Source organism: Celeribacter baekdonensis B30 (assembly GCF_000299875.1).
GTDB classification, from domain to species: Bacteria; Pseudomonadota; Alphaproteobacteria; order Rhodobacterales; family Rhodobacteraceae; genus Celeribacter; species Celeribacter baekdonensis_A.
Genome location: NZ_AMRK01000005.1, coordinates 287,852 through 312,176, shown reverse-complemented (window position 1 = coordinate 312,176; position 24,325 = coordinate 287,852). Strand labels below are relative to the sequence as shown.

The 24,325-nt window shown below is 58.1% G+C and carries 27 protein-coding genes and 3 pseudogenes; 18 read left to right on the top strand and 12 right to left on the bottom strand.

Annotated elements, in window-relative coordinates; translation table 11 throughout:
* Positions 1 to 235 precede the first annotated feature (235 nt).
* The 15 genes and pseudogenes from B30_RS11640 (at position 236) to B30_RS21425 (ending at position 12,734) form a co-directional block, all read left to right on the top strand.
* Positions 236 to 691, top strand: coding sequence for a VOC family protein (locus tag B30_RS11640; protein ID WP_009572273.1), 456 nt, complete (start codon positions 236 to 238; stop codon positions 689 to 691).
* Between the two features lie 260 nt (positions 692 to 951).
* Positions 952 to 1,020 (top strand): annotated as a pseudogene (locus tag B30_RS22765) (SEC-C metal-binding domain-containing protein); the annotation flags it as partial.
* Between the two features lie 117 nt (positions 1,021 to 1,137).
* The gene (locus tag B30_RS11635) at positions 1,138 to 2,061 is read left to right on the top strand and encodes a hypothetical protein (RefSeq protein WP_226946204.1); all 924 of its coding nucleotides are present in this window, start codon (positions 1,138 to 1,140) and stop codon (positions 2,059 to 2,061) included.
* 461 nt (positions 2,062 to 2,522) lie between these two features.
* Complete coding sequence (locus B30_RS11630; RefSeq protein ID WP_009572271.1) at positions 2,523 to 2,708, top strand: hypothetical protein; 186 nt, start codon at positions 2,523 to 2,525, stop codon at positions 2,706 to 2,708.
* Positions 2,709 to 2,883: 175 nt separating this feature from the next.
* Positions 2,884 to 3,714 (top strand): DUF3883 domain-containing protein, encoded by an 831-nt coding sequence (locus tag B30_RS11625; RefSeq protein ID WP_009572270.1) that lies wholly within the window; start codon positions 2,884 to 2,886, stop codon positions 3,712 to 3,714.
* A gap of 44 nt (positions 3,715 to 3,758) precedes the next feature.
* Positions 3,759 to 4,022 (top strand): type II toxin-antitoxin system RelE/ParE family toxin, encoded by a 264-nt coding sequence (locus tag B30_RS11620; RefSeq protein WP_009572269.1) that lies wholly within the window; start codon positions 3,759 to 3,761, stop codon positions 4,020 to 4,022.
* A gap of 17 nt (positions 4,023 to 4,039) precedes the next feature.
* On the top strand, positions 4,040 to 4,327 hold the full coding sequence (locus B30_RS11615; RefSeq protein WP_009572268.1) for a HigA family addiction module antitoxin: 288 nt from the start codon (positions 4,040 to 4,042) through the stop codon (positions 4,325 to 4,327).
* A gap of 372 nt (positions 4,328 to 4,699) precedes the next feature.
* A complete protein-coding gene (locus tag B30_RS22760) occupies positions 4,700 to 4,936 on the top strand; it encodes a helix-turn-helix domain-containing protein (protein WP_009572267.1) in 237 nt (78 codons plus the stop codon).
* Between the two features lie 183 nt (positions 4,937 to 5,119).
* Positions 5,120 to 5,923: a hypothetical protein gene (locus B30_RS21430; protein WP_009572266.1), complete on the top strand. Its 804-nt coding sequence runs from the start codon at positions 5,120 to 5,122 to the stop codon at positions 5,921 to 5,923.
* On the top strand, positions 5,920 to 8,073 hold the full coding sequence (locus B30_RS11600; protein WP_009572265.1) for a Mu transposase C-terminal domain-containing protein: 2,154 nt from the start codon (positions 5,920 to 5,922) through the stop codon (positions 8,071 to 8,073). The genes B30_RS21430 and B30_RS11600 overlap by 4 nt, the downstream gene beginning before the upstream one ends.
* Positions 8,070 to 9,023 (top strand): TniB family NTP-binding protein, encoded by a 954-nt coding sequence (locus tag B30_RS11595; protein ID WP_009572264.1) that lies wholly within the window; start codon positions 8,070 to 8,072, stop codon positions 9,021 to 9,023. Before B30_RS11600 ends, B30_RS11595 begins: the two co-directional genes overlap by 4 nt.
* Before the next feature lie 8 nt (positions 9,024 to 9,031).
* The gene (locus B30_RS11590; protein WP_009572263.1) at positions 9,032 to 10,843 is read left to right on the top strand and encodes a TniQ family protein; all 1,812 of its coding nucleotides are present in this window, start codon (positions 9,032 to 9,034) and stop codon (positions 10,841 to 10,843) included.
* 608 nt (positions 10,844 to 11,451) lie between these two features.
* Positions 11,452 to 11,907 carry a Phosphoesterase or phosphohydrolase-like protein gene (locus B30_RS21750; RefSeq protein ID WP_009572262.1) on the top strand — a complete coding sequence of 152 codons (456 nt, stop codon included), beginning with the start codon at positions 11,452 to 11,454 and terminating at the stop codon, positions 11,905 to 11,907.
* Positions 11,850 to 12,206 carry an AAA family ATPase gene (locus B30_RS11585; protein ID WP_081583709.1) on the top strand — a complete coding sequence of 119 codons (357 nt, stop codon included), beginning with the start codon at positions 11,850 to 11,852 and terminating at the stop codon, positions 12,204 to 12,206. Before B30_RS21750 ends, B30_RS11585 begins: the two co-directional genes overlap by 58 nt.
* 123 nt (positions 12,207 to 12,329) lie before the next feature.
* A complete protein-coding gene (locus tag B30_RS21425) occupies positions 12,330 to 12,734 on the top strand; it encodes a hypothetical protein (protein ID WP_009572260.1) in 405 nt (134 codons plus the stop codon).
* A 453-nt stretch (positions 12,735 to 13,187) separates the two neighbouring features.
* On the opposite strand, the pseudogene B30_RS21745 reads toward B30_RS21425, so the two are convergent.
* The 3 genes and pseudogenes from B30_RS21745 to B30_RS21415 all read right to left on the bottom strand — a co-directional run.
* Positions 13,188 to 13,500 (bottom strand): annotated as a pseudogene (locus tag B30_RS21745) (transposase); the annotation flags it as partial.
* 39 nt (positions 13,501 to 13,539) lie between these two features.
* Complete coding sequence (bla, locus tag B30_RS11575) at positions 13,540 to 14,403, bottom strand: class A beta-lactamase (protein ID WP_152002022.1); 864 nt, start codon at positions 14,401 to 14,403, stop codon at positions 13,540 to 13,542.
* A gap of 48 nt (positions 14,404 to 14,451) precedes the next feature.
* Entirely contained in the window at positions 14,452 to 15,081 is a 630-nt protein-coding gene (locus B30_RS21415; RefSeq protein WP_157789809.1) for a hypothetical protein, read from the bottom strand.
* Between the two features lie 233 nt (positions 15,082 to 15,314).
* On the opposite strand from B30_RS21415, the pseudogene B30_RS22755 reads away from it, so the two are divergent.
* Positions 15,315 to 15,434 (top strand): annotated as a pseudogene (locus B30_RS22755) (IS3 family transposase); the annotation flags it as partial.
* Between the two features lie 140 nt (positions 15,435 to 15,574).
* Here B30_RS22755 and B30_RS11565 read toward each other — a convergent pair.
* The gene (locus B30_RS11565; protein WP_009572256.1) at positions 15,575 to 16,720 is read right to left on the bottom strand and encodes an alpha-D-ribose 1-methylphosphonate 5-triphosphate diphosphatase; all 1,146 of its coding nucleotides are present in this window, start codon (positions 16,718 to 16,720) and stop codon (positions 15,575 to 15,577) included.
* A gap of 80 nt (positions 16,721 to 16,800) precedes the next feature.
* Here B30_RS11565 and B30_RS11560 point away from each other — a divergent pair, with 80 nt between their 5' ends.
* Positions 16,801 to 17,484: a DUF1045 domain-containing protein gene (locus B30_RS11560; protein ID WP_009572255.1), complete on the top strand. Its 684-nt coding sequence runs from the start codon at positions 16,801 to 16,803 to the stop codon at positions 17,482 to 17,484.
* Here B30_RS11560 and phnN read toward each other — a convergent pair.
* The 8 genes from phnN to phnG are packed head-to-tail and all read right to left on the bottom strand — an operon-like array spanning position 17,466 to position 23,461.
* Positions 17,466 to 18,008, bottom strand: a complete 543-nt coding sequence (gene phnN, locus B30_RS11555) for a phosphonate metabolism protein/1,5-bisphosphokinase (PRPP-forming) PhnN (protein WP_009572254.1) — start codon at positions 18,006 to 18,008, stop codon at positions 17,466 to 17,468. The genes B30_RS11560 and phnN overlap by 19 nt on opposite strands.
* A gap of 1 nt (position 18,009) precedes the next feature.
* Complete coding sequence (gene phnL, locus B30_RS11550) at positions 18,010 to 18,693, bottom strand: phosphonate C-P lyase system protein PhnL (RefSeq protein WP_009572253.1); 684 nt, start codon at positions 18,691 to 18,693, stop codon at positions 18,010 to 18,012.
* A gap of 4 nt (positions 18,694 to 18,697) precedes the next feature.
* Entirely contained in the window at positions 18,698 to 19,651 is a 954-nt protein-coding gene (locus B30_RS11545; RefSeq protein WP_009572252.1) for a magnesium transporter CorA family protein, read from the bottom strand.
* A 4-nt stretch (positions 19,652 to 19,655) separates the two neighbouring features.
* Positions 19,656 to 20,453 (bottom strand): phosphonate C-P lyase system protein PhnK, encoded by a 798-nt coding sequence (phnK, locus tag B30_RS11540; RefSeq protein WP_009572251.1) that lies wholly within the window; start codon positions 20,451 to 20,453, stop codon positions 19,656 to 19,658.
* Positions 20,450 to 21,316: an alpha-D-ribose 1-methylphosphonate 5-phosphate C-P-lyase PhnJ gene (locus B30_RS11535; protein WP_009572250.1), complete on the bottom strand. Its 867-nt coding sequence runs from the start codon at positions 21,314 to 21,316 to the stop codon at positions 20,450 to 20,452. The genes phnK and B30_RS11535 overlap by 4 nt, the downstream gene beginning before the upstream one ends.
* Complete coding sequence (locus B30_RS11530) at positions 21,313 to 22,401, bottom strand: carbon-phosphorus lyase complex subunit PhnI (protein WP_009572249.1); 1,089 nt, start codon at positions 22,399 to 22,401, stop codon at positions 21,313 to 21,315. The genes B30_RS11535 and B30_RS11530 overlap by 4 nt, the downstream gene beginning before the upstream one ends.
* Entirely contained in the window at positions 22,401 to 22,982 is a 582-nt protein-coding gene (phnH, locus tag B30_RS11525) for a phosphonate C-P lyase system protein PhnH (RefSeq protein WP_009572248.1), read from the bottom strand. The genes B30_RS11530 and phnH overlap by 1 nt, the downstream gene beginning before the upstream one ends.
* Complete coding sequence (phnG, locus tag B30_RS11520; RefSeq protein WP_009572247.1) at positions 22,982 to 23,461, bottom strand: phosphonate C-P lyase system protein PhnG; 480 nt, start codon at positions 23,459 to 23,461, stop codon at positions 22,982 to 22,984. Before phnG ends, phnH begins: the two co-directional genes overlap by 1 nt.
* A 110-nt stretch (positions 23,462 to 23,571) precedes the next feature.
* Here phnG and phnF point away from each other — a divergent pair, with 110 nt between their 5' ends.
* Positions 23,572 to 24,294, top strand: coding sequence for a phosphonate metabolism transcriptional regulator PhnF (gene phnF / locus B30_RS11515; protein WP_009572246.1), 723 nt, complete (start codon positions 23,572 to 23,574; stop codon positions 24,292 to 24,294).
* The last annotated feature ends 31 nt before the right edge of the window (positions 24,295 to 24,325 follow it).

Below are 24,325 nucleotides of genomic sequence, written 5' to 3'. Positions count from 1 at the left end.
GTGGAGCAGGAGCCACCCACCTCATCCGCAAAGGGCCGGCAGCGACACCGCGCGAGGGGCGACCAGGCGCTTGGCCCTGCGGCGCAGCGAAGGTCGGGAACGAGCCCTCTCTGTTGGACGCTCCACGATGTGTAGATGACCGCTCTCGGTTTTCATGGTTTTCGCTCGAGAGATTCTATAGAGTTCTTATTGGCTCTCTGGCATCCCCTGGAAAACGAAAGGTCTGTGCGGCATTATGGATCGGCCCTTCCAACTTCGTGCTTTGGGCGAGATTGCTATCCGGTGTCGCAACTTCGAGGCGATGCAGGAATTTTACGGACACGTGTTGGGCCTTCCCCGCCTTCGACCCAGCGATCGGGGCGGACATCGTGATGGGATCGCATTCTATCGCTTCGGCGAGAGCTTTGGAGGTCATATTGCGGTACTAGCGCTCTTTGCCGAGGATGCCGAGGATGCCGAGGATGCCGAGGATGACCCCCTTTCCGTTGGACGCCAATCTTCGCTGCACCATCTTGCGTTAAGCCTGTCCTGGGACGAGCAGGAAGACGCCTCAGCATGGCTTCGGCAAGAAGGCTACGACGCGCGGTTCGAAGACTTTGCTTGGACCGGCTGGCGCGGGTTGTTCACACGCGACCCGGACGGCAATACCGTCGAGCTGGTTGCTGCATCCCACGAGTGGCACATAGAATAAGAAAAGTTCGGAACGTTTGTGAACCTTCGCCAAAAAAAGCAGCCATTCGCCGTCATTGCGGCGAAAGCGCACTTTATCCGCTCACCGGACCTTGCTGCTGCCTGCGGCGAAAGTCCGGTTCGAGCCCATAGTGACCGATGCTGCGCGTTGCATGAGCGGCCTCAATCTGATCAGATGGGTTATTCGCTAAAGAAGAAGACAACTCTTAGAGTGCACATTATGAATGAAATCAGACCCTTAGTTTACCTGAAATTCAAGCCATGAAGGGTAGAGAGCGAAATGCCCCGTGCTGGTGCGGCTCTGGCAAGAAGTTCAAAAAGTGCCATCTCGGCCGAGATGCTCAGCCGAAGGGAAATCCCTGGGACGCTGTGAATGTAAACCGAAAAGCCTTTTCCCAAAAGAAGTGCTGTGCGCGCGACGTAGGTTTAGGTGATTGTGATGGCAGCGTGATCAAAGCTCATACTGTCTCGCGCGGACCGAACCTGACCAAGATCGCAAAAGATGGCCACGTGCTGCACTATGTTGCGAGCATATCGGACATGAAAAAGAACGGCGGAAAGCTATCTGTGAAGAAGATCGGCATCAAAGATGCGTCAGTGTTCCACGGCTTTTGCAGCAAGCATGACCGAGAGCTTTTCTCCTGTATCGAGAATGAGATGTTTGCGGGACGACCCGATCAGTGCCTTGCTGTGGCCTATCGCACAATGAGCAGAGAACTCTATGGGAAGGATGCTGGAGCGCACTTGCGAGAAACGTTGCGGGAGGCCGACAAGGGTTTGAAACCTTTCGAGCAATTCATGCTTCAACAGATATTGGACGAGATTAACATCGGGAATGAAGCTGCGCGACGCGAACTAAAGGCTACGCATGATGCGTTGACCACTGCACTGGTGGATGACCGTCTCGATACAATTAGTTCGGTTGTCTTTGAATTTGCGGCACCTTTACCATTCATGTTTGCAGGCGCTTGGTCGCCCTTTACCGACCTCCATGGCGTAGAGCTTCAGAAAGGGTATGCGGACGAACTTCTTGAACAGATTTTCGTTTCTTCGTTTGCTGGTGACTCCAGCGCTACGATTTGTGTTTCTTGGCGAAATATTGAGGGCGCGCCCGGGCAGGTCATCGCAGATCAGCTTTTGGCGCTGCCGGATGATCAACGAGCTTTAGCGTGCCTTCAGTTTGTAATGAAGCATGTGGAGAACGTCTTTTTCAATCCCGACTGGTTCCAAGCTTTGGATTATAAACAGAGAGAGCGGCTCAACCAGCTTGCAGCCGACGGTCTCGATCCTATGGGCAGCGCCCCATCAATGCCTGTTCAATTGGATGTAGATTTTCAACTGCCTGCGTCAGCGAGATCGTTTCGAGTTTGACCACGACATGGCGTTTCGCCTTAGCGGCTTTGCTATTTGCGGTCATTGGAGTAACCGCAGCCAAAGTCAGCTTCGTCCGCACAGCAGACCTTGCGACCCCGTTCTGATTTGCGAGCGCGGCGAACGGCGGCTTTGACAGGCTGCGCTGCGGCATGCTGATCCAGAGTTGAAGGTCGGCTCTGGGCCGGTGGCGTCGCTCCGGCGGGCGCTGCCACCGCGGCTTTGCAAAGGGCGTATTCTGCGCGTTGCTGCAGGTCGAGCGACCCGCAGCGAATCGTTTCGATTGGCGGGAAGTTCGCAGAAGGCCATGATGGCAAAAAAACTTTACTCGATTCTTGTTGCTATATGATCGTCACGAATAAGGGTCTGAGCCTTGATTGGAGCGATCCTGACGAAGTAGGAATTGGTCAAATGTGCCATGAAGAGGAAATCTCACTGACGGCTGCAAGAGGAGCTCTAAAATGAATGATGTCTCAGATTATGATTTGGGAAACTGTTTGGACAAGCAGTTTGATCTGATCCGTCACGCGTTTGAAGCAGGTGACGAGCATCAGTTTGAACAGGCGGTCCTGAGAGTGGTGAACGTTCGCCGCTGCAAGTCAAGCGGCACCTTGGACTGGCTTCGTCCATGCGAGGATGGGGATTGACTCGGCATTCTGACCCGATCGCCGTTCACCTACTTTGAGAGGGGCGGGTTCGTGTAATTTTTCGATCTGCTTCAGAGGTGGTTCTGCTTGTCTGAACAGGTTCCGGGCCTCCCTGCTCATAGCTGCCCATCTTAAGACCAATGACAATCCCTCCTGGCCAACATAACCTGACCAAATGAATTCAGGTGATTGGTCCGACACAGAGAACGACGCGGTCGTTGCGTCTTATTTCGGGATGCTCAGCGATGAGCTCTCCGTGCGCAGCTATAACAAAGCTGCGCAGAACCGGGCGTTGCAAGATCAGACAGGACGGAGCCGTGGCTCCATCGAGTTCAAACTCTGCAACGTCTCTGCGGCCTGTGTCGGATTAGGGCTTCCCATCATCAAAGGCTATCGACCGCGGTTCAATTTCCAGATGTCTCTTGCAGAGGCCGCATCTCGCTGGCTGGCGCGTCATCCAGAATGGGAGCTCGCGCTTCACCGCAAAGACGCTTCCACAATGGCTGAGCCTCCGGCGCTCTACGTCGGAACAGCACCTACCTTGCGGAATACACCGCCCCCAGAAGAGCTGGAGCAAATGCAAAGGGTGGCGCGGCGTTTCGATGTCGCGGGGCGGGACGAGCGCAATCGGGCTCTCGGTCATGCGGGTGAGGAACGAGTTTTTCATCACGAACGTCAGACCTTGCGGCAACACGGCCAGGACGCCTTAGCTCGGCGTGTGCGTTGGGTCTCCAAGGAGGACGGCGACGGCGCAGGCTATGACATCGCCAGTTTCACAATCGAAGGTCGCGAACGCCTCATCGAGGTGAAGACGACAAACGGTTGGGAGCGGACACCGTTCCACATCTCACGTAACGAACTGGAGGTTGCGAACGAACGCCGGGATGACTGGTATCTGTTCAGACTTTACGAGTTCGCTCGCGCCCCTCAGGCCTTCGAACTACGGCCTCCGCTCGACGCTCATGTCACCCTCACCGCCACTAATTTCCAGGCAAGCTTCCAATGACACAGTCATCGCGCACATGTATCACATAATGATACATTGCGGACATGATCCAGAGCACCGAAGGCAAACGTGCTGCAAGGCAAGTACGGCAAGGATTTCCCGGCGGACTTCTTGAGGCGCAGGGGGCGATGCTTTCGGTGCTGGACCCAGATGTTGCGGTGGAAGACCTGCGTTTTCCGCCAGATAACAACCTTGAGCAACTGAAGGGAAATCGCGCCGGTCGGCACTCGGTGGGGATCAACGGGCAGTGGCGCATCTGCTTCGTCTGGACGCAGAATGGCCCCGCCGAAGTCAAGATCGTCGATTGACGCTGAAATGAGACATCATGAGCCCGCTTCAAGACCCGATGCACTCAGGTGAAGTCCTGAAAGAACTGTACCTAGATCCGCTTGAGATGGGCGCGATCGCGCTGGCTCACCGCCTTTATGTTCCCCGGACGCGCATCGAGCGGCTGGTGAAGGGCTCAACCAGCATGACGCCCGATACCGCGCTGCTGCTGGCAAGTGTGTTCAAAACGACGCCGGAATATTGGATGAACATGCAGACCAATTTCGATATGCGCACTGCGGCTAGGCAGGTGGACGTGAGTGGGATCGAGCCGCTGCTCTCCTGATTCAGAAGTTGATCCAGTCACCGCGGCTTCGGCCATCTGGCGTTGGCTGAAGCGATGAACATCGCAGTTTTGGACCCATGCCTCGCGTGATCGAAGGTAAATCAGGCGATAACAACGTTGATCGGTCGTTATCAGGTCGTACCAACGTGTCTTTTCCTCGTGCCGATCCACGGGATACGCCTAGTTTTCCATCGATTACAGAAGTGCAGATAGTCAGTGCAACTGGAATCGCGCGCACATGTTAATTGTCAAAATAACTCTGAACTATATTGACACGGTTGAGTTTTCATGGATGCGGATGGTTGTTGACTTGCGAATCGCGAACCCACATGATTCGGGTATCCGTCAACAAAAATTGCCCAAGGTTCGTACATGAAATTTCGCGGCACAGCCGAGATCATCAAATGTCGTCTGCGGATAGAGGCAGGCCTTTCGATCAAAGAACTTGCGTCCCGTCTTGGGCGCAATCCTTCGACGATCAGCTTGGTCATTGGCGGTCACCGGAAGAGCGTCCCGGTCATAACAGAAATCGCACGCCTACTTGGCGAGGACCCCGAGGAACTGGCTTCGCTCCTTGCCCAACCAGAAGGAGCTGTCTCAATGACCTAGCGAAACCGACCCTGATGAAAGAACAAAGGCTCCGCAGCGCGAAGCATGCAGAGCCCTTGAAGGTTTAAGCACCTCTTTCATCCCACCACAGCAGCGAAAAGTCAACAGGCATGCGTGAGCGGCTTGCTCCTGCGTGTCCTCGCAATCCGGTGCCCACTGGCCCGGAAACAGGGATGCTTTGCCATGAATATGCCAATCGAACGCAGTCTAAACGCCCCGGTCACGCCGGTCGGTCGCGACCTATCCGGGATGCCTGAAGCCTTCCGCAGGGCCTACGGCGCCACAAAAGCGTTTCCCGATGATCTAATGGGGGAAGTCATTCGCGAAGATTACCCCGTGCTCGCTTACCGCGGTCAGCGTCGGATCAATCCAAGGTCGCGATCTTCATGCAGAATCTTCGCCGTGTATCCCGACCTTGAGACCGGCTTGCCACGTATCTATGGCATGGACAGTGGAATTGAACACGGCAACTTGGTGGTCACGCTGGTCGATCCGAGAGTTCGCCAAGTCCAAGAGCAATTCGGTCCGGTGAAGTTTCGCAAGCCGGATGGAACCAAGGGCACACATTATTTCGACCTGCTGATCACCCACAAGACCGGACGCAGAGTTGCGGTGGCTGTGAAACCAACGTCTCGCCTGGCATCCGGTCGCTTTCTAGCCGAGCTGGAACAGATTAGGCGTGCCGTGGTGCCGGGCTTGGTGGATGAAGTCCGCTTGGTCACAGAGCAGTGCTTTTCACGTACAGCAGCCATGAATGCGGCGACCTATCTGCGGTTCGCTCTGTGCCCGGATACTGAAGCTGATGCTCGCCTCGAAGAGACGGTGGCAAAACTCGAGGGGGAGCTGACCATTGCTGATCTGATTATCCTCAGTCGCACCGGCTCTCGGGGTTTCCGTGCTGTGTACCGGGCCATCTTTGAACGGCGCTTGGGCTTGGTGAGCAGCGGAAGCATCAACCTCCACTCGATCGTTCGGAGGCCGCAATGACAATCCGAATGAATTTCGACAGGGTCACACGCTACTACATCAATTCGATCCCATATTTCTTCCAGGATGCCGACGACCAGCACGCGTTCTTCCGACGAGATGACGGATCGGCCGCGGTCGAGAGGCTTTCTTGGGCCACCCTGCAAGACATCATGAAGCGACCAGACTGGAATTACGAAAAGCTCCCCCAAAGCGTCGAAGAAGCGAAGTCTCGACCTCAGCCCCACATCTGCCTCTCTGCTTTATCGCGGACGAACCAAACTCTTGTCTGTAACCGGTGGTTTTTCGTCTGTGGTCTGACAAGGAGGTATTCGGAAGGTGGACTGACCCTTCGACCCGATGACGTCGGACAACATTACCCTCACATCAAAGCCTATGCCGCAGAGGAGTGGAAGACATTCCATGAGATCTACGGGGCTAAGTACTTCAGCTCAAACGGCAACAGCTTTGGCTTCGACGCATCCCCGGCAAGCATCTTGCGGTGGTACCGCGCTGTCAAAAAAGCCGGTGGCCGTATGGATGCGCTTATCGATAAGCGCGGAAGGGCATCCAAGCTCGATATCAACCAAGACAGCTACCTTTTCATCCAACAGCAACTCAGAGAGTTTCTCCTGAACCAGCGCCATACAGGCCGTGAAGTCGTTGATAACACGATCAACGCGCTGCGTCGCGAAAACGAGCGACGAGAGGCCGCCATGCTTCCGCTGTTACAAACACGTGGAAAGACCGCGCTGTGGGAATGGCTGAAGCGTTTTGATCGCTTGGAGGTCGACGCTGGTCGTGAGGGCAGCGCGATCGCAAAGCGCCGCTACTTGGGTGTTGGCAAGACCAATCGGGCAACCCGTCCTGGTCAGACATTCCAAGTGGACGAGTGGGAGATTGATGCGCGTACGATTATTATGAATGGGCCTATCAGAGAGGGGCTCGATCAGAAGACGATCGACCGGTTGCCACGCGGGCGTCGATGGCTTTACGTCGTCCTGGACGTCGCGACCAGATACATCGTGGGTTTGCTCGTTGCGTCATCACAAAATTCAGCGTCAGCCATTCGAGCGCTGGAAATGTCTACACGAGACAAGTCGGATTTGGCAGCTGCCGCAGGCGCGGAGTCCATTTGGCACGGATTTCCATTTGAAGGCGTCGAAAGCGACACCGGATCTGCTTTCCGCGCAGGCGCGACCACTCGAGCGGTCAATGAGACATGTGCCGCCTACTCCTATCCCACCGTGGGAGAGCCACAGTTTCGCGGGACGATCGAGCGCCCATTTTTGACTTTCACATACAGGGTGATGCCCTATCTGCCTGGACAAACCTTCGCAAACCCCAAGGAACGCGGCGATTATCCGACGGAGGAAACGGCCGTCCTGACGGACGACCAATTGGCCCTGATCTTCATTCGGTATGTTGTCGACGTCTACCACAACACGCCCAATGCCGGCCTCTTCAGAGAGACCCCTGCGAAGGCATTGGAGCGTCTCAGCGGCACAGTTGGACTTCCGCCACAGTTGCCCCGATCCATGCGACGGAGGGCGTTCGGGATATCTCTGGAGCGAAAGGTAACGTCAAAAGGCATCACCGTGCTCGGCGTGGCCTATAACTCCCGCGAACTGCAGAAACTCAGACGTCGGCCGGAGAATACGAAAGTTACGCTTCACCTGGAGCCAAATGACATAGGAATGATCAGTGTGTGGACCGGGAGAGAATGGCTCGAGGTCGAGTGCAGCGTCGAGAATTTCCACGGGGTGAAACTCGACGAATGGATTGCCGTCGGACGAATTCTGCGACGCCGTTACGTTGGGCAAGCGGCCCTTGCCGCCGATACCATATGGGATGCGCTTCAGGCGATGCGGTCGCGCGCGAATGAAGCCATGCGGATCATGGGCGTGCTACCTCAACAGGCAACTGCGGAGGATATCGCGCGCCTGGAAAAGGAACTCTACCTCGGCCTGTCTGTCGTCGAGAATGAAATACCGGAACTGGACGCGCTCGATTTGGCTGACGACGGGATCGGCTACGTCATCGGCGACCCTGACGCTGGCCAAGGCGGAGCGCTACCGGGCGACGCACCTTCCACATCAGACGATGAAGAAGTCGATCTCGATGACCCTGAGGAAGATACCGACTGGTGGCAGGAAGGAGAGGATCTATGACTCTCGCCCTCCGACCGAGCGACGTTGATCGCAGAGTTCAGGCACTGCGCCGCGACATTTTCATCGACCACGCTGACGCGCAACGCATTGCGCGTCAGATAGAAAACTCGCTTCGGGAGTTTATGGCCGCAAGAGAACTTGGACACCCCGCCGACGCTCGGGGTGTCGTCGTTCTTGGGCGCAGCGGCACCGGGAAGACCAAGAGCGTTCTGCGCGCTCTTGAAACGCTCGGTCTGCAACGGACGGCCGTAGGGCATTCTCCGCGCGGTCACGTGTTCGTTCCGCTTCGGGACGATGTGACCCTCCGCAAGCTCCGCATGCTGATTTCGTTGGAGTATGGCTGGACGCCGAAGGCCCGAGATTCCGCAGAGGACATATGGCAGTATGTCGCCGCCTACATCGAGAGATTGGAAACTCGAGTTCTGGTCTTGGACGAAATCCAGCATGTTCGTGCCGCCGGGGCCAGAGACCGCCAGTCCATGCGGGACGCCCTCAAGTCACTGGTACAGCCCCAGAAAGGGCAGGTCGTCCCCATCCTGATCGGCACCCCGGATTTCGCGGAGATCCTCAACTCAGACCAGCAGTTCAAGCGCCGGTACAGCGTCGTGCATATGACCGACCTTGATCCCGGCGTGGACGCATCGCGCGCAATCAAAATTCTAGCGTGCTACTGTCAGGGAGTGGGCCTGGAACTTAGCAAGACCGTGAAGACACGAGATTTCGCCGAGAGGCTGCTTCACGCATCCTATTACGCGTTCGGCGAATTGTGTGAAATCTGCATCTTGGCCCTGAAAGCGGCACTGGTCGCAGGCGACAAGGTGCTGGAGATTGAACATTTTCGATCAACCCACGCGCAAAGGTTCGACTGCCTTCCAGAGATGAACCCGTTCATCGCTGAGGACTTCGTCAGCATACCCGCAGATGTCAACCTGGACAGGTGGGGGGAGTAGCTTTGCACATGGAAACTCAAGCGATCTCTGCGCTCCCCATCGCCTTGGCTGCCACGGTGGGCGAGCCGGCATTCTCGACCTTGTCCCGAAACGCTTCGGCAAATGCTTCGCGGTCTACCGCCGAGTTTTGCACGGCAATGGGACTTGGCAAAGCGGCTATCTGTGCAGGTGACCCGCAGCATCTCAAAGCCCTGGCAGCGCTCACCGGCTCGTCTGGCTCAGACCTGATCTTACACAGTCCACGCAAGGTCAGTGAGAAATACACTGACCTGCATGGGCAGCGTTTTCTGACCCGGTCCATCCGCAAACACGATCTGTCCATTTGCCCCAACTGCTGGCTGGAGGATCTGTCGTCGACGGGTAGCCAAGCGGACGGCTGTGCGATCCGATGGCAATGGCTGCCACGTTTCATGCCCTGTTGCAGCCACCACGAAACAGCGCTGATTGAGCTGCCTTACGCAGATTACACGACCTGCTATGATCATGTCCTGCGCGCCGAACTGTCGGGGGGATGGTTGCATCGATTGGAGGAACGGGTACAACGGCAAGCGCTGTCGGACTTCGAACGCGCGGCTCTTCTGAGACTTGAAGCTGACACGCTGATGATCGACTGGTTGGGTGATATCCAGATCGACACCTTGGAGCGATGGTGCCTGGGGTTGGGCGCCTTTATCGCCGAAGGCACCTTACGACCCAATGCGTCTCCACCTGCAAAGCGGCGCGAGCTCACTGAGCTGGGCTTCTCGATCACCCGTGTGGGCCACGGGAAACTGCTAGATGAGGTCGACCAAGCGCTCGGACGTCATTCGACAAGGCTCAGTAAGACCTGGTTCCACGGCTGGGCGCTTCAGGCCTCAATGCGGGACGAGCGGCAAGCGTTTCGGGACATCATGCTGGGCCTTATCAAGGATCAAGGCGACTACTGCCTGTTGTCCAGACATCATTATGCCCCGTCCCAAGTGCAGGTGGATGCCTGCATAAAGAAGCTTGCAGAGACAACCGACCGCTCCAGAAAGTGGGTAGGGCGTGCGTTGATCCTCGACGGCTTTTTACCGGATGGGCGAATTCCCGACGGTTTCAATGTCAGATCACGTCTCAGGGCATGCACCGCGCATATAACAACACTGGCGACGAGCCTCGGGGCGGAGCAGAGCGCAAAATTTCTGGGCATCGGGATCACCATGTTCGACGGTCTTGTGTCAGAAAGGGTGGTCACGTGCATTGCGACAAAGGCATTCAAGAAGCCGCGTTTCAGTATTGATGTGCTGGATGATCTTCTCAAGGGAATGGAAGCTCAGGCGACATTTCAGTCCTGCCATGGTGTCCGCCACGACATGATCAGCCTTTCGCATGCCACATTCGTCTTGCGGTGTCCGGCGGGGCAAATCCTTCGCTTTCTCGAGGCGGGTGAGCTGCCCGGTTCCTATATTGACCGAACTGCGATCGGGCTGTCGGGGCTCCGAATTAGCCATAAAGAGCTGCTCGCCGCGATACGTCGCCAAGAGCGTTCCGACATGACGTTGGAGGAGGTGCGGCAACGCCTGGCGCTAAGCAGCCGCGAAATTCGACAAGTTGTTTCTGCTGGATTACTCCCATCGGAGCGGCGACGTCGCAACGGACTACGAGCCGCCGCCGAACTCGTCACTTATGACGAACTCGAGGCATTCCTCGAGAAGTTTCAAACGCCGAAGACAGCCGCCCAACACCTCGGTGTATCGCCGATGGCAATGATGATGCGGATCAAGGCCGCGGGGCTTGGCTCGGCAATTTCAGGTGGTGACGCGCGAGTGTATGTGCGTGAAACGATCTTGGCGCTCTGATTTCAGATATGCTCTCCGACATCATCCGGACCGCAAGAGATAGCTAGCCCTACGACCGAGTGGTCGAGAAGGGGAAACGCCTTAACCATCTTAACTGTAAGATTAAATTTCGCCCTGTCGCTTGCGCGGCAGGGCGAACGCATTCTGGGTGCCAAGAAGGGAGGCGCTCTGCCCGCGTACTCGATGTTCTCTGGCGATACCGAAATGGGCGCGCTGTCGGTCAATGCGTTCAGCGGGGCATCATCGTACGGGCAAGACTGCGATCTGAGTGGCCGTTTCATTGACTTTTCAGCGCGACGCCGTTGAGATTCCACTCTTCCCCGGACAAAATCCCAACTTGGTTGTGAACCCAAGATAGAAAAACATTCTGGATCAATCACTTGAGAATGTGTCAGATTCCAATTTTGACCGGACATCACAACACCTTGTGTGATGTTCGCCAAAGATTGGAACTTATCCGGTTCTACTTGGCATCTTGCCCGGGCAAGACTGGCATCTGCTAATTTTCCAAACGTCTCACCGTCCAGAATCCTTCTGAACTGACAGACATTTGCCCCCTTATGATGTCGTCCCTAAACTGAGGTCTGACGAACACGGAGGGCACAGGTATGGCCAACTGGTATTCGGCCGACCTGCACTTCGGCCACCACCGCATCATCGACTTCTGCAGGCGCCCCTTCGCCTCAACCGCGGAGATGAACGCGGCGCTGATTGCCAACTTCCAGGCCTGCGTCGCGCATGATGATGACCTCTGGATTTTGGGTGATTTCGCCTTCGGTCGCGCTGATGATACGGCACAGTTCGAGAACTGGTTTCACAGCCTGCCCGGCCGCAAGCATCTGATCATCGGCAACCACGACGACGAAGCAGTAATCTCGCTCCCTTGGGCCAGCACAGAGTATATGGCCGAGATCCAGGACGGCAATCAGAGCCTTGTCCTCTACCACTATCCGAGATCACTTGGAACGGCGCAAGGAGAGGTGCCCTATGGCCCTATGCCGAACGGATGCTGGAGTTGGACCTGCGCGCCTACAGCGCCGCACAGTCCCTCTCAGGCCCCGTAATCTTCGACCGGGGCATTCCTGATATCATGGGCTACCTGACGCTTAGCGGCCTCCTCGTGCCGTCCCACGTCGCCGCAGTAGCCAAGACTGCCCGCTACAACGCCCGCGTCTTTTTGGCCCCGTTCTGGGACGAGATCTTCACACAGGACACCGAGCGCAAGCAGACCCGCGCCGAGGCCGAAGCGGCCTGTGCTGCCATGCGGGAGACCTACACCGCCCTCGGATACGAAATCACGGAGCTGCCGTACGCCGACATCGGATCACGCGGCGACTTTGTCTGCAAGCAACTGGTTATTTGACCGTCAACTCCAGATGCCGCGGCGCAACCGCTGAAGCGGACAAGCCGCGCGGTCCCTCCGGCTTCCTACTGCCTGAAGCTCCCGGCCCTGAACTGCCGTCCAGCGTGCTTTGATCATGCTGCGATGGTGCCCCTCGCCTTCGTCCATATCCGCCGAGCCGTGCAAAACGGCAGGCGCACCCGCCCGACCCGCGCGGCGATCTTTGCCATCCTGAAACGCGGCCCGGTCCTGATCGCCGTCTGCGTGGGCGCTGTCTCGCCAGGCATCATGGTATTGCTGATGACCCCGACGCCCCTTGCCATGATCGGCTGCGACTATGGAGAGGCTTTGGCGGGGGATGTCGTGCGCTGGCACGTGGTCGCGATGTTCGCGCCCAGCTTCGCAACGGGCTTTGTCATCAAACGGTTCGGTACCAGATCTGTGATGGTCGCCGGGTTGGCCCTGCCGATCGCCTCGGCCCTGACCGCAGCAAGTGGGATCAGCCAAAATCACTTCTATGGGGCGCTGAGCCTGCTGGGAGTTGGTTGAAATCTCGGTTTCATCGGCACCACGACCCTGCTGACCAGCGCCGTCTCGGTCGATGAAAGACCGGTCATACAGGGTGTGAACGATACGCGGATCTCCTTGGCATCAACGATCTGTGTTTTTGCCTCGGGCGCCATCGTCACCTCCCAAGGCTGGACCATCCTCGCGATCGGAGCCCTGCCCATCCTCGCGGTGGCGCTGGCTTGGGTCCTGTTGCCAGGACGGCATCGGATCGCGTCGGCTCAGCCATACCTACGCTGAGTGCGCCAGACGAAAGCGCGGGCCCCATGCGGGACGGGACCGATCCTAAAAAACCAAAACACTCTCTCCATTCTTCCACGAGTAGGCTTGGTAGCCATTTTTATGAATGAAAACACGGATGTTTTCGATCTCGTTGCGGAAAGGTTGATACGGGCCATCTGCTTAGCTTTAACTCGGCTCTGGACGCATTGAGTTTCAAAGCCAGTAAAGAGCGATTGCCGCGACGGCGGAGAGGAAGATCTCTGGGCATCTGTCGCATCGGGGAGTCATGCACCGCCAATCCTTGAGCCTGCCGAACATGATTTCGATCCGGTTGCGGTGTTAGTACCGGTGTTTGTCGTATTTTACGGTGGTCTGGCGCTGTAGGTCCGGGAATGCTGGCCCGTATCCCTTTGTCTTCCCATGCTTCTCTGAACCAGTCGGCGTCATAGCCCCGGCCCCCGAGCAACCACTCCACATTCGGCTAACTGCCCAGCCAAGCCCTCGCACCGATATCGTCGCTCACCTGTCAGGCGGTGACAACAAGCTGAGTGGTCGGCTCTGGCTGTCACGACACCATGCCTAGTGCTGATGCGGAAATATCGCGTATGGCGGCGACAGCGGCGCGCGTGTTGCCTTTTTCAGTGTCGATGTAGATGGCCATGACAAGCGCGTCACCTCCCGGAGACCAAAGCGCGGCTATGTCATTCGCGGCACCATTCGGTGTTGTCCCTGGCTTGTTGGCGACCACCCAGTCGCTCGATACAGCGGCGCGTATCCGATTTTTCGCGTTTTGTTCATTGCGCATCCATTTGGTGAGAAGGTCGGTGGAAGCAACGGACAGGACGCCTGAGGGCATTGTCATCTGTTGGAGGTTGTGGGCCATGGCCAGAGGCGTCGTGGTGTCCCGCTCGTCCCCGGGAATGTTAGAGTTGAGCGCCAGTTCAATACGATCCAACCGGCTTATGTCATCGCCCATTTCGCGGAAAAATGCGGTCACCGCCTTGGGGCCGCCGACGCGCGCAAGCAACAGATTTGCCGCCGTATTGTCACTGAATTCAACCGCCGCTTTGCACAGGGATCGAATGTCCATCTTGCCAGCACTGGCGTGGTCTTTGGTGACGGGGGATGTCGGCAGAAAACTCATGCCGTTGAAAGCCAGAGCTTCGTTCAGATCAAGTTCCCCATGGTCCGACCGCCAAAGACACAGGGCAGCCAAGGAGGCTTTGAATGTTGAGCACATCGCAAAACGTTCACCTGCGCGACGCTGATAGGCCTGCCCTGTCCCGAGGTTTTTGACATAGACTCCAATGCGCGCGGACAACTCACGTTCCATGCGGTCCATATAGCTGTCGGCGTCCGGCCTTGCCGTTGCATGGCTGCCCGAAAATGACAATGCGGCGGTTCCCAATACGAATTCTCTGCGTCTCAAGGGGGATCTCCATCTAGGCGACTGTCGGAACGAGGACCTAATCAGGCCCTAATCAGGCAAGGGGTAGACTTTTTCGAGCCCCGGATCACTCTGGATCGCCCCAGATGTCAAGACCGCGGTCCCGCGAATGGCGCTCCAGCATTCCTTTCGGGTGGTGACATAGGTGCAGTAGGGGTTTTCCTGCCAATCGGCCAAAAAAGCCTCCTTGAGATCCGGACTGTTCTTCGCGAGTTCGGCACGTTTTGTAGAAGCGCCAAGCGCGACACCTGCGCCAAGAGCCGCCAAAAATACCATCTCTGCGCCATAATACGCATCACCCCCAAGGAGACGAAAACGATCTGCATCATGGCCATATGCCACGAGAAGCGCGTTGTAAGAAATCGGGCTGTCGCCTTGGCCCCAATCGGCCATGTCCTTGACGCGATAGGCGGCATAGTTCTCTTCTCCGAGGTCCGCGATGAAGTCGTCCAGCATCGTTTCAGTCACACCGCGCAGCGGATCGACATAGACGACATGCGGCCCGCCGCTCCCTGCCCGAACAATCGCCACCGATCCGAATTCAGCCTCAGAAGCCTGAGCAATGAGATCATCCATCGGGTCGATACCGGATCGGAAAATGAGGTCACCGGCGCGCCAATCCCAGGCGGCTTCATCCCATTCACCGGCATGTGCTTGCAAAGCAAAAACGCATTGGAGCAGACAAGCTACGCCCGAGATGATTCGAACGCCACCTGTCCCAAGGTCGTTTGACACCTGCCTCAGCATCCACATCTTCTTCTTGCCTCTCAGCGCCACCGTTCCGTTCATCTCATTATCCGGTGATCTACCCGTCCCGTTCGTGTTGAGACACACCTTAGAAACAATGCGACGCCGCTGCCAGTCGCCGGAATCGGATAAGCGGGCATTTGCGCAGCCGCAGACCGGCCGAGATCACCATCTTTGAATACATCAACGGCTTCTACAATCCGCGCTGACGGCACTCAGCATTGGGCTGGAAAGGCCCCGTCGCTTTCGAACGGAAGGTGGCTTAAACGAGCACTTGGGGCGACAGATAAACGTGACAAGTCCATAAGAGAAAATCCGGGCGCAAACGCTGCGGGGATTGCCACATGCCCTGCTAAACATTCCTTTCAGGTGGCATATTTGGTCACGCCCCAGACCCGGGGCGATGTTACCCCACCTGACGCCCATGCGACCAGACGCCGCGAATGACCGGGGTGCCTTCGATCCGCGCGATACGGACCAGATCGGCGTGAAGCCCCTCCGCGATGCGGCCACGATCCATCAGACCCACGGCATTTGCCGGATTCGTTGTCACGGTGGCAATCGCGCGCGGGATGTCGTCCCACAGATCCGCCAAAAGAATGGCCGAGGACATCAGCGCCGAGGGCACATAGTCCGAGGACACCACATCCAACAGCCCGCGCTCGGCCAGATCATGGGCGGCGACATTGCCGGAATGCGAGCCGCCGCGAATGAGGTTCGGCGCGCCCATCATCACCGCGATACCGTGCAATTTACAGGCCTGTGCGGCCTCCACCGTGGTCGGAAATTCTGCCACCCGCACGCCATGCTGGCGCGACACCTCAACATGATCCGCTGTGGTGTCGTCATGCGAGGCCAAAACCGCACCGTATCGGTTTGCCTCGGCCACGGCGACCTCTTCGTGACGCGCGCCATAGGTGTCGCGCAGCTCCAAAAGATGGCTGACATGCTCTTCGAATTGCGTATCGGACATGCCGCGTTTTTTCTGCACATAGTCTTTGAGTTTGGAAATGTCGCGAAACTGCCGTTGCCCCGGTGTGTGGTCCATCAAAGACACAAGACCGATGCGATCCTCGGGGCCGAACTCGGCCATTTCCGCCTCAAGCGTTTCCGAACACACCTCGGCACGTAGATGCAGGAAGTGGCTGATTTTCAAAGCGTTCTGATTGCGCAGCATCATCAGTTCACGTGACAGGGAGCGTGCGTATTTGGCATAGCCCCCCGCATCCCCGGCCCGAATGATGGAGCCCACCCGCATTGCATCAAACACCGTGGTGATACCAACCGAGGCCAGTTCGGCGTCATGGGCGATGATCGCCGCCTTATGCGGCCAATCGACTTTGGGACGCGGTTCGATGTGGCGTTCTAGGTTGTCGGTATGCAACTCGATCAGCCCCGGAATGATCAAATCCCCTGCCACATCAACGGCGCCGGGTACAGAACTGCCGCCCGTGCTCACATCGGCGATTTTGCCCCCTTCCACGCGTAGAGTGCCTTGGATAACCTCGGTCTCAAGTACAATTCGGGCATTGGTCAGCGTAAAATCAGTCATCGTGTCGTCCTGTTGAGAGACGCAGGGTTTGCCCGATCAATGTCACAGAGGTGTGACACAAGAGGGCTAAGGACTGCGCCATGGAAAAGTTTAAAAGATACGCGATCTATTACGCCCCCGAACCGGGGGCCTTGGCGGATTTCGCCGCGGCTTGGTTGGGCTGGGACCCGGTTTTGGGTGTGGTCGTTGCACACCCGGATCTGCCCGGCCTGCCTTGCCCCGTGGCACAGATCACCGAGGCCCCGCGCAAATACGGGTTTCACGGCACGTTGAAGCCGCCATTTCGCCTCTCTGGGCCGCTGGAGGCGCTCATTGCCGATCTCGAAGCCTTTGGCCGCACCCACGCACCGGTCGTTTTGGATGGGCTGCGTCTGAGCCAAATAGGTCGGTTTCTGGCTCTGACCCCCACGGGCGATCTCGCACCTTTGGAACGTCTGGCGGGGGAAGTCGTGAGCGCCTTGGATGCCCACCGCGCGCCCGCTGGCGAGGCCGAATTGGCGCGCCGCCGCGCGGCGGGCCTGACGCCCCGGCAAGAGGCCTTGTTGGCCAAGTGGGGCTATCCCTATGTGATGGAGGAGTTCAAATTCCACCTCACCCTGTCCGGCAAACTGACCAAAGAGGAGGCCGTCGCCACCAAGGACGCCCTCGCCCCGATCCTTGCCCCGCTGCTGCCCACGCCCTTTGTCATCCGTGACCTGTGCTTGTTTGGCGAGGCAGATGATGGTCGGTTTCATCTGGTCCACCGTTACACTCTTTCGGGCTGAAGGGCGGCAAGAAAGGCCGCGACCGCCTCGTCGAGGGCGCCATCATTGTTGACGCGGCGCACGGGCAAGCCCGGCGCAATGTCATATTCGGCGCGGGCCAGCCGTTTTTCAATTTCGGCGCGGGTTTCTCGCCCGCGTGACGCCAAACGGTCGGCCAGCACCTCGGGAGATGCGGTGATCAGCAAAACACCCATGTTGGGATAAAGCGCATAGGCCTCGGGCAAGATCGCGCGCGAGCCGTTGAACAGCACGTCGCGGCCTTCATTGAGCGCCGTCTCAATCTCGATCGGAACGCCGTATTTCAACCCATGCGCCTCCCAATGCAGCGCGAACTCTCCGGCCGCCAGACGGCGGTCAAATTCCTCGACGCTGACACCTTCGAAATCCTCGCCGCCTGCGGCACTAGGCCGGGTGATCACCCGACGTGCCACCGCCAGATCGCGCCGCACCGCGCGCGCCGCGTCAATCAACGTGTCTTTGCCCGCCCCAGAGGGCCCGACCACGGCATGAAGGCGACCGACCATCTCAGACCTCCTTCGCGGGGGTGAAATCGGAGACATCAATCTCGCGATCCGCCACCCGTGCGCGCGCGGGCGCATCGTGGAAAATCCCGATGATCGCGACACCGCGCGCCTTGGCCTCTTCGATCAGGGTCAAAACGGTTTCGCGGTTGGTCGCATCGAGCGAGGCGGTCGGTTCATCCAGCAACATCGCCGGATAGGTATGGGCAAAGCCGCGCGCGATGTTGACGCGCTGTTGTTCGCCGCCCGAAAACGTCGTGGGCGACAGCGACCAGAGCGTTTCGGGAATGTTGAGCCGGGCCAAAAGATCACGCGCGCGGGCAAAAGCCACCTCTTTCGGTGTGCCAACCGAAAGCAACGGTTCGGCCACAACCTCAACCGTCGGCACGCGGGGCACAACGCGCAGGAATTGCGAGACATAGCCTAAGGTGGCGCGTCTGAGCGCGATGATTTCGCGCGGCTCGGCGGTTGCGACATCGACATCGCCCACCATGATCCGCCCGGATTGGCTAAGATAATTGCCGTAAATCATCCGCATCAGCGTGGATTTCCCCGCGCCTGAATTACCGATCAGCGCCACGCATTCTCCGGGGGCCACATCAAAGGTCGCCCCCGCCATCACCGGGATCACCGCCGCGCCTTGATTGTGCAGCGTAAAAGATTTGGAAACATTTTCGAGATGGATCATAGGATTACAGCCATTTTTTCCATTTGCATAAAAGATAAGTGCCAAGCCCCGAGCCGAGCATCAGCACTGTCGCGATGTGATAGCCGTAGGGGTTTTCAATCCCCGGCAAGTTCGGGAAGTTCATGCCATAGACGGAGGCGACCAAGGTGGGCGGCATGAACAACACCGCCACCACAGAGAAAATGCGGCTGGTGTTGCTTTGCTCCAGATTGATCAATCCAAAGTTCACATCGGTCAGTTGCGACACCCGCGCCGACAAGAAATCGCCATGCACCGCAAGCGCCTGACAATCGCGCACCAAAGCTTTCAAAATCTCGCGCTGCGCCTTGTCGCCGCGCTCATCCAACCCAAGGCCAAAACTCGACAGCGCCCTCTCAACCGTCAAAAGCGCATGTCGGTATTTGGCCACCTGTTCGCTTTGCCGCCCCAAAATCCGCAGTGCCGAGGCCAGTTCATCCCCACGCGGCGGCGGGTCGCGAAACGCGATATGGGATTGCGCATCCAAGGCTTTGCCAACGCCTTCGAGCAAATCGGCCAGACGCGCCACGATCTCTTCGACCAGTCCCAAAAACACCCGCCGACGCCCGGAACAGCCCGCGCTTGATTGGCCCGCGTGGGCCGCAAAGGTTTCAAACGGCCGCGGTGTGTGATAGCGCACAGTGACCAAACGCTCCGGCGTGATCAAAAAGGCCACCGGGCCAAAGCTCGGCTCCTTCATCTTGTTGAGCCCCGGCAAAACCACGGTCAACACTTCGGTATCGCCTTCGCGGTAGAGCCGATTGGAGACCTCGATTTCCTCCATATCCGCCAGCGTCGGCACAGTCACACCGAGAGCCGCCAGCGCTTCCACCTGCGTCTGTAATGGGTTCAGAAGGTCGATCCAAAGCGCCTCTTTGAGGTCGCTTTCAATCGGCATCAGTTCCAATCCAGAGGTCACAAGGCGGTAGGCATAAAGCATGGTGTCAAACCTGAAGCACGGAGGACACGAGCAGTTGCGTGTAGGCGTGTTGCGGATCATCCAAAACCTGATCCGTCAGCCCGGTTTCCACCACATGTCCTGATTTCATCACCATCAGACGGTCGGCCAAAAGCCGCACTACCGCAAGGTCATGGGTGACGATAATCGCAGACAGGCCCATTTCGCGCACCAATCCGCGCAACAAATCCAAAAGCCGCGCCTGAACGGAGACATCCAAGCCGCCCGTGGGTTCGTCCATGAACACAAGGCGCGGGCCGGTGACCAGATTGCGGGCGATTTGCAACCGCTGCTGCATCCCACCGGAAAAGGCCGTGGGGCGATCATCCATCCGATCCTCGTCGATTTCGACCCGGCCAAGCCAATCCACCGCCTGCGCCCGAATATCGCCATAATGGCGCGCACCGACGGCCATCAACCGCTCGCCAACATTGCCGCCTGCGGACACGGACATGCGCAAGCCATCACGGGCGTGTTGGTGGACAAAGGCCCAATCGGTACGCGCCAGCATCCGGCGTTCGGGTTCGGACATGGTCAACGTGTCAATCAAGCCGCGATCACGGGTGTCAAACAGGACCCGCCCGCTGTCGGTCGGAATATGGCCCGCGAGACAATTCAACAGCGTCGATTTGCCGGAGCCGGATTCGCCCACGATTCCCATGACTTCGCCGGGATAAAGATCAAACGACACATCGGTACACCCGATCCGCCCGCCGTAGGTTTTGTGGATGTCTTTGACAGACAAAAGCGGGATGGGCAAAGGCGGGGTGATTTGTGCGCTCATTGGGCGGCCTCCTCGGTCGGGCTGAGGCGCCCACGGTGGCCCTTGGCCTGCCGTCCGGCGCAATAATCAGTGTCGGAGCAGACAAACATCCGCCCGCCGTCATCATCAATGATCACCTCGTCCAAATACGTGTGTTCCGCACCGCAGAGATCACAGGGGTGATCGGCTTTGGAGGGGTCAAACGGGTGATCTTCGAAATCGAGCGAGACGACTTTGGTATAGGGCGGCACCGCGTAGATGCGTTGTTCGCGACCCGCGCCAAACAGTTGGATCGCCGCCATGTCCATTTTCGGATTGTCGAATTTCGGGATCGGCGACGGATCCATCACATAGCGCCCCTCAACCTTGACCGGATAGGCATAGGAGGTGGCGATATGACCGTGGCGCGCGATGTCTTCGTAGAGCTTCACATGCATCAGGCCGTATTCCTCAAGCGCGTGCATTTTGCGCGTCTCGGTCTCACGCGGCTCCAAGAACCGCAACGGCTCTGGGATCGGCACTTGATAGACCAAAATCTGCCCCTCGCCCAAAGGCTCCTCCGGGATGCGGTGGCGGGTCTGGATCACCGTCGCATCGCCGGTTTTTTCGGTCACGGCAATCTCGGCAGTCTTTTCAAAGAACTTGCGGATGGACACAGCGTTGGTGGTGTCATCGGCGCCTTGGTCGATGACTTTCAACGTGTCCTCCGGCGTCAAACAGGCCGCCGTCACCTGCACCCCGCCGGTGCCCCAACCATAGGGCATCGGCATTTCGCGGGAGGCAAACGGCACCTGATAGCCGGGGATCGCAATGCCTTTAAGGATCGCGCGGCGGATCATCCGTTTGGTTTGTTCATCCAAATAGGCGAAGTTATAGTCGCTCATTCTGCCGCCTCCTTATGCTGGGCTGCAAAGATTTCCGCACGCATTTTGCGGACCAATTCCATCTCGGATTGGAAATCCACATAATGTGGTAATTTGATATGCTCCAAGAATCCGGTCGCCTGAATGTTGTCACAATGATACAGGACGAATTCTTCGTCATGTGCCGGAGAGTTCGACATCTCGACGCCAAGCTCTTTGGACCGCAGCGCACGATCGACCAGAGCCATGGAAATCGCTTTGCGTTCGGTTTGACCAAAGGTCAGGCCATAGCCGCGGGTAAACTGCGGCGGCTCGATCTTGGAGCCGGCGAATTTGTTCACCGTTTCGCATTCGGTCAACTCGACCTCGCCGATCTCAATGGCAAACCCCAGTTCGGGAATATCCAGTTCCACCGCGACCTTGCCGATGCGCAACTCACCGACAAAGGCGTGACTGTTGCCGTAGCCGCGCTGGGTCGAATAGGCCATGGAAAGCACAAAGCCCTCGTCGCCCCGCGCCAATGCCTGAAGCCGCAGCGCGCGGTTGGCGGGCAGTTCCATCGGCTCGCGAGTCAAATCCGGCGGCGTGTCCTCCGAACGGTCCTCGGTCTGGATCAGCCCCTCTTTGTTGAGAAACTCGGTCACATGCGGTGTCGACTCCAGTCGCGGCGCGGCCATCTGTGCCGCCATCGCTTCGCCATCCGCCGCCAGTTTGAAATCCAGCAAACGGTGGGTGTAATCGAAGGTCGGCCCAAGCACCTGCCCGCCCGGCACATCTTTGAACGTTGCGGAAATCCGGCGGTCACACAGCATGGTTTCGGTCTCAACCGGACGCGAATGGCCGATGCGCGGCAAGGTGGTACGATAGGCGCGAATGAGGAAAATCGCCTCAATCAGATCGCCGCGCGCTTGCTTGATCGCAAGGGCCGCGAGATCGGGATCATAGAGCGAGCCTTCGGTCATCACCCGGTTGACGGCCAGCGCCAATTGTTCGCGAATTTGCGCCACCGACAGTTCCGCAACAGAGGGATCGCCCCGGCGCTCCTCGGCCAGCCAAGCATGGGCGTTGTCAATCGCCCGCTCGCCGCCTTTGACAGCCACATACATCAGTTCGCCTCCATCAGATCGGACACTCTGGTCGTGCGCGGCAGACCCGCGAGTCGGGTTCCGGCGGTGAAATAGAAATCAAGGCCCAGCGGGAACAACCCGGCATTCATTTGAAACGGCGCAAGATCGGGCAGAGCCAACAGGGCGCTGTCTTTGATCCCCGGCCCGCTCAGGCGCATCCCGTCCTGGCGCAGCGCCTCCATCTCCACGATCACCGTGGTTGAGCGATCCGGGTATTCCGGGGTGCCGATGGGGAAGGCTGTGATCGGCGAAAGGGCCTCCCATATTCCAAGCGCAAACATCGCGCGCTCTGGACCCACAATCGGCGCGCCGATGTGAAAGGCGACCCAATCTCGGATGTCCTGCGTGTCATGCGCCCCAGCCAGATAGATCGGTGTCTCCGGGTCACAGAGCGTCAGGATCAGGGTTGCCGCCGCTTCGGATACGGGTGCTGGGGCCTTGGCGCCCGAAATGTCATGGATCGTTCCGGGCCGCGCCAGCGTTTCAAGAGCAGCGCGAAAGGCGCGCGACGAGTCCTGTGGTGGGTTGGTGAAACCACCTGAGAGGCTTTGCATGTCCATCAATCTTCTCCCCGCACCATCGTAAAGAAATCAACCTTTGTGGCGGCTGCTTTTTCGGCGCGCTTAACGCGCTCTGACGCAAGCCCATCTGCCAATGGCGTCACAATCGTTTCCTGCACAGTGGACGCGTTTGCCCCCTGCATCATCGCATCCACGATCGCCGCCTGTTCGGCGTGGCGTGTGTCGCGGCCCTGCACATAGGCGTGGCCGACCTCGCCCGTTTCAAGGCGCAGCGAACAGCGCGTGGCAGTCATTTCGCCCAGATTAAACGCTGTGCCCGTGCCACCCATACGGCCGCGCACCATCACGCCGCCGATCTCCGGCCGACGCAGCCAGTCAAACGCCGGAAGCGCACCGTAAGCCGTGATTGCCGCATTCAAATCTTTGGGATTGGACTTTGCCAAAACACTCATCCAAGCCTTTCGTGCGGCGGAATCTGGCGCCTCATCTTGACTGGGGGTCGGGTTCATTTTGTTCATCTAGACACCTTGCGGATTTGTCTGTTATCCTATACAACTAGACAAATCATCCCTGATCCGCGCCCATACAGCAAGCCCTAATTCGTGAAATTATTATGACGGAGACCCCCATGCCCCGCACGATGCCCCGCACGCCCGTATGGAAATCCATCGCCGAAACCCTGAGCGAAGAGATCGCGCGCGGGCATTATAAGCCGGGGGATAAATTGCCAACCGAGGCGGAATTGTCCGCCCGGTTTGGCGTCAATCGGCATACGGTGCGTCACGCCCTGTCCGATCTGGGCGAGCGCGGCATCGTGCGTTCAAGGCGTGGCGCGGGGGTGTTTGTGCAAAGCGCACCGGTGGATTATCCGCTCGGCAAACGGGTGCGGTTTCACCAGAATATCCGCGCCACGGGACGGTTGCCCAACCGCCGGGTGTTGCGCCTTGAAACCCGGCCCTGTGATGCCACTGAGGCCAGTGTTTTGGCACTTTCCCCCGGAGAAAACGTTTTGATTTATGAAGGCTTATCCCTGTCAGGCGACACGTCCGTCGCGCATTTCATTTCGATTTTCCCGATCACCCGGCTCGCTGGTCTCGACACCCATTTGACCCAAACCACCTCGGTGACGGAGGGGCTCAAAGCCGTTGGGATCGAAGATTATGTACGGGTCGAAACCCGCGTCAGTGCCGAAAGGACCACCACCACTCAGGCGCTGCACTTGGGCCTGCGCGAAGGGGACCCGCTGTTGCACACCGTCAGCCTGAACTCCACGCTCGACGGCATCCCCGTCGAGCGTGGCCTGACATGGTTTGCCGGAGATCGGGTGACGCTAACTGTCACACCGGACTGATCCAAACGTCACGCAGGCGATACAAAGCCTC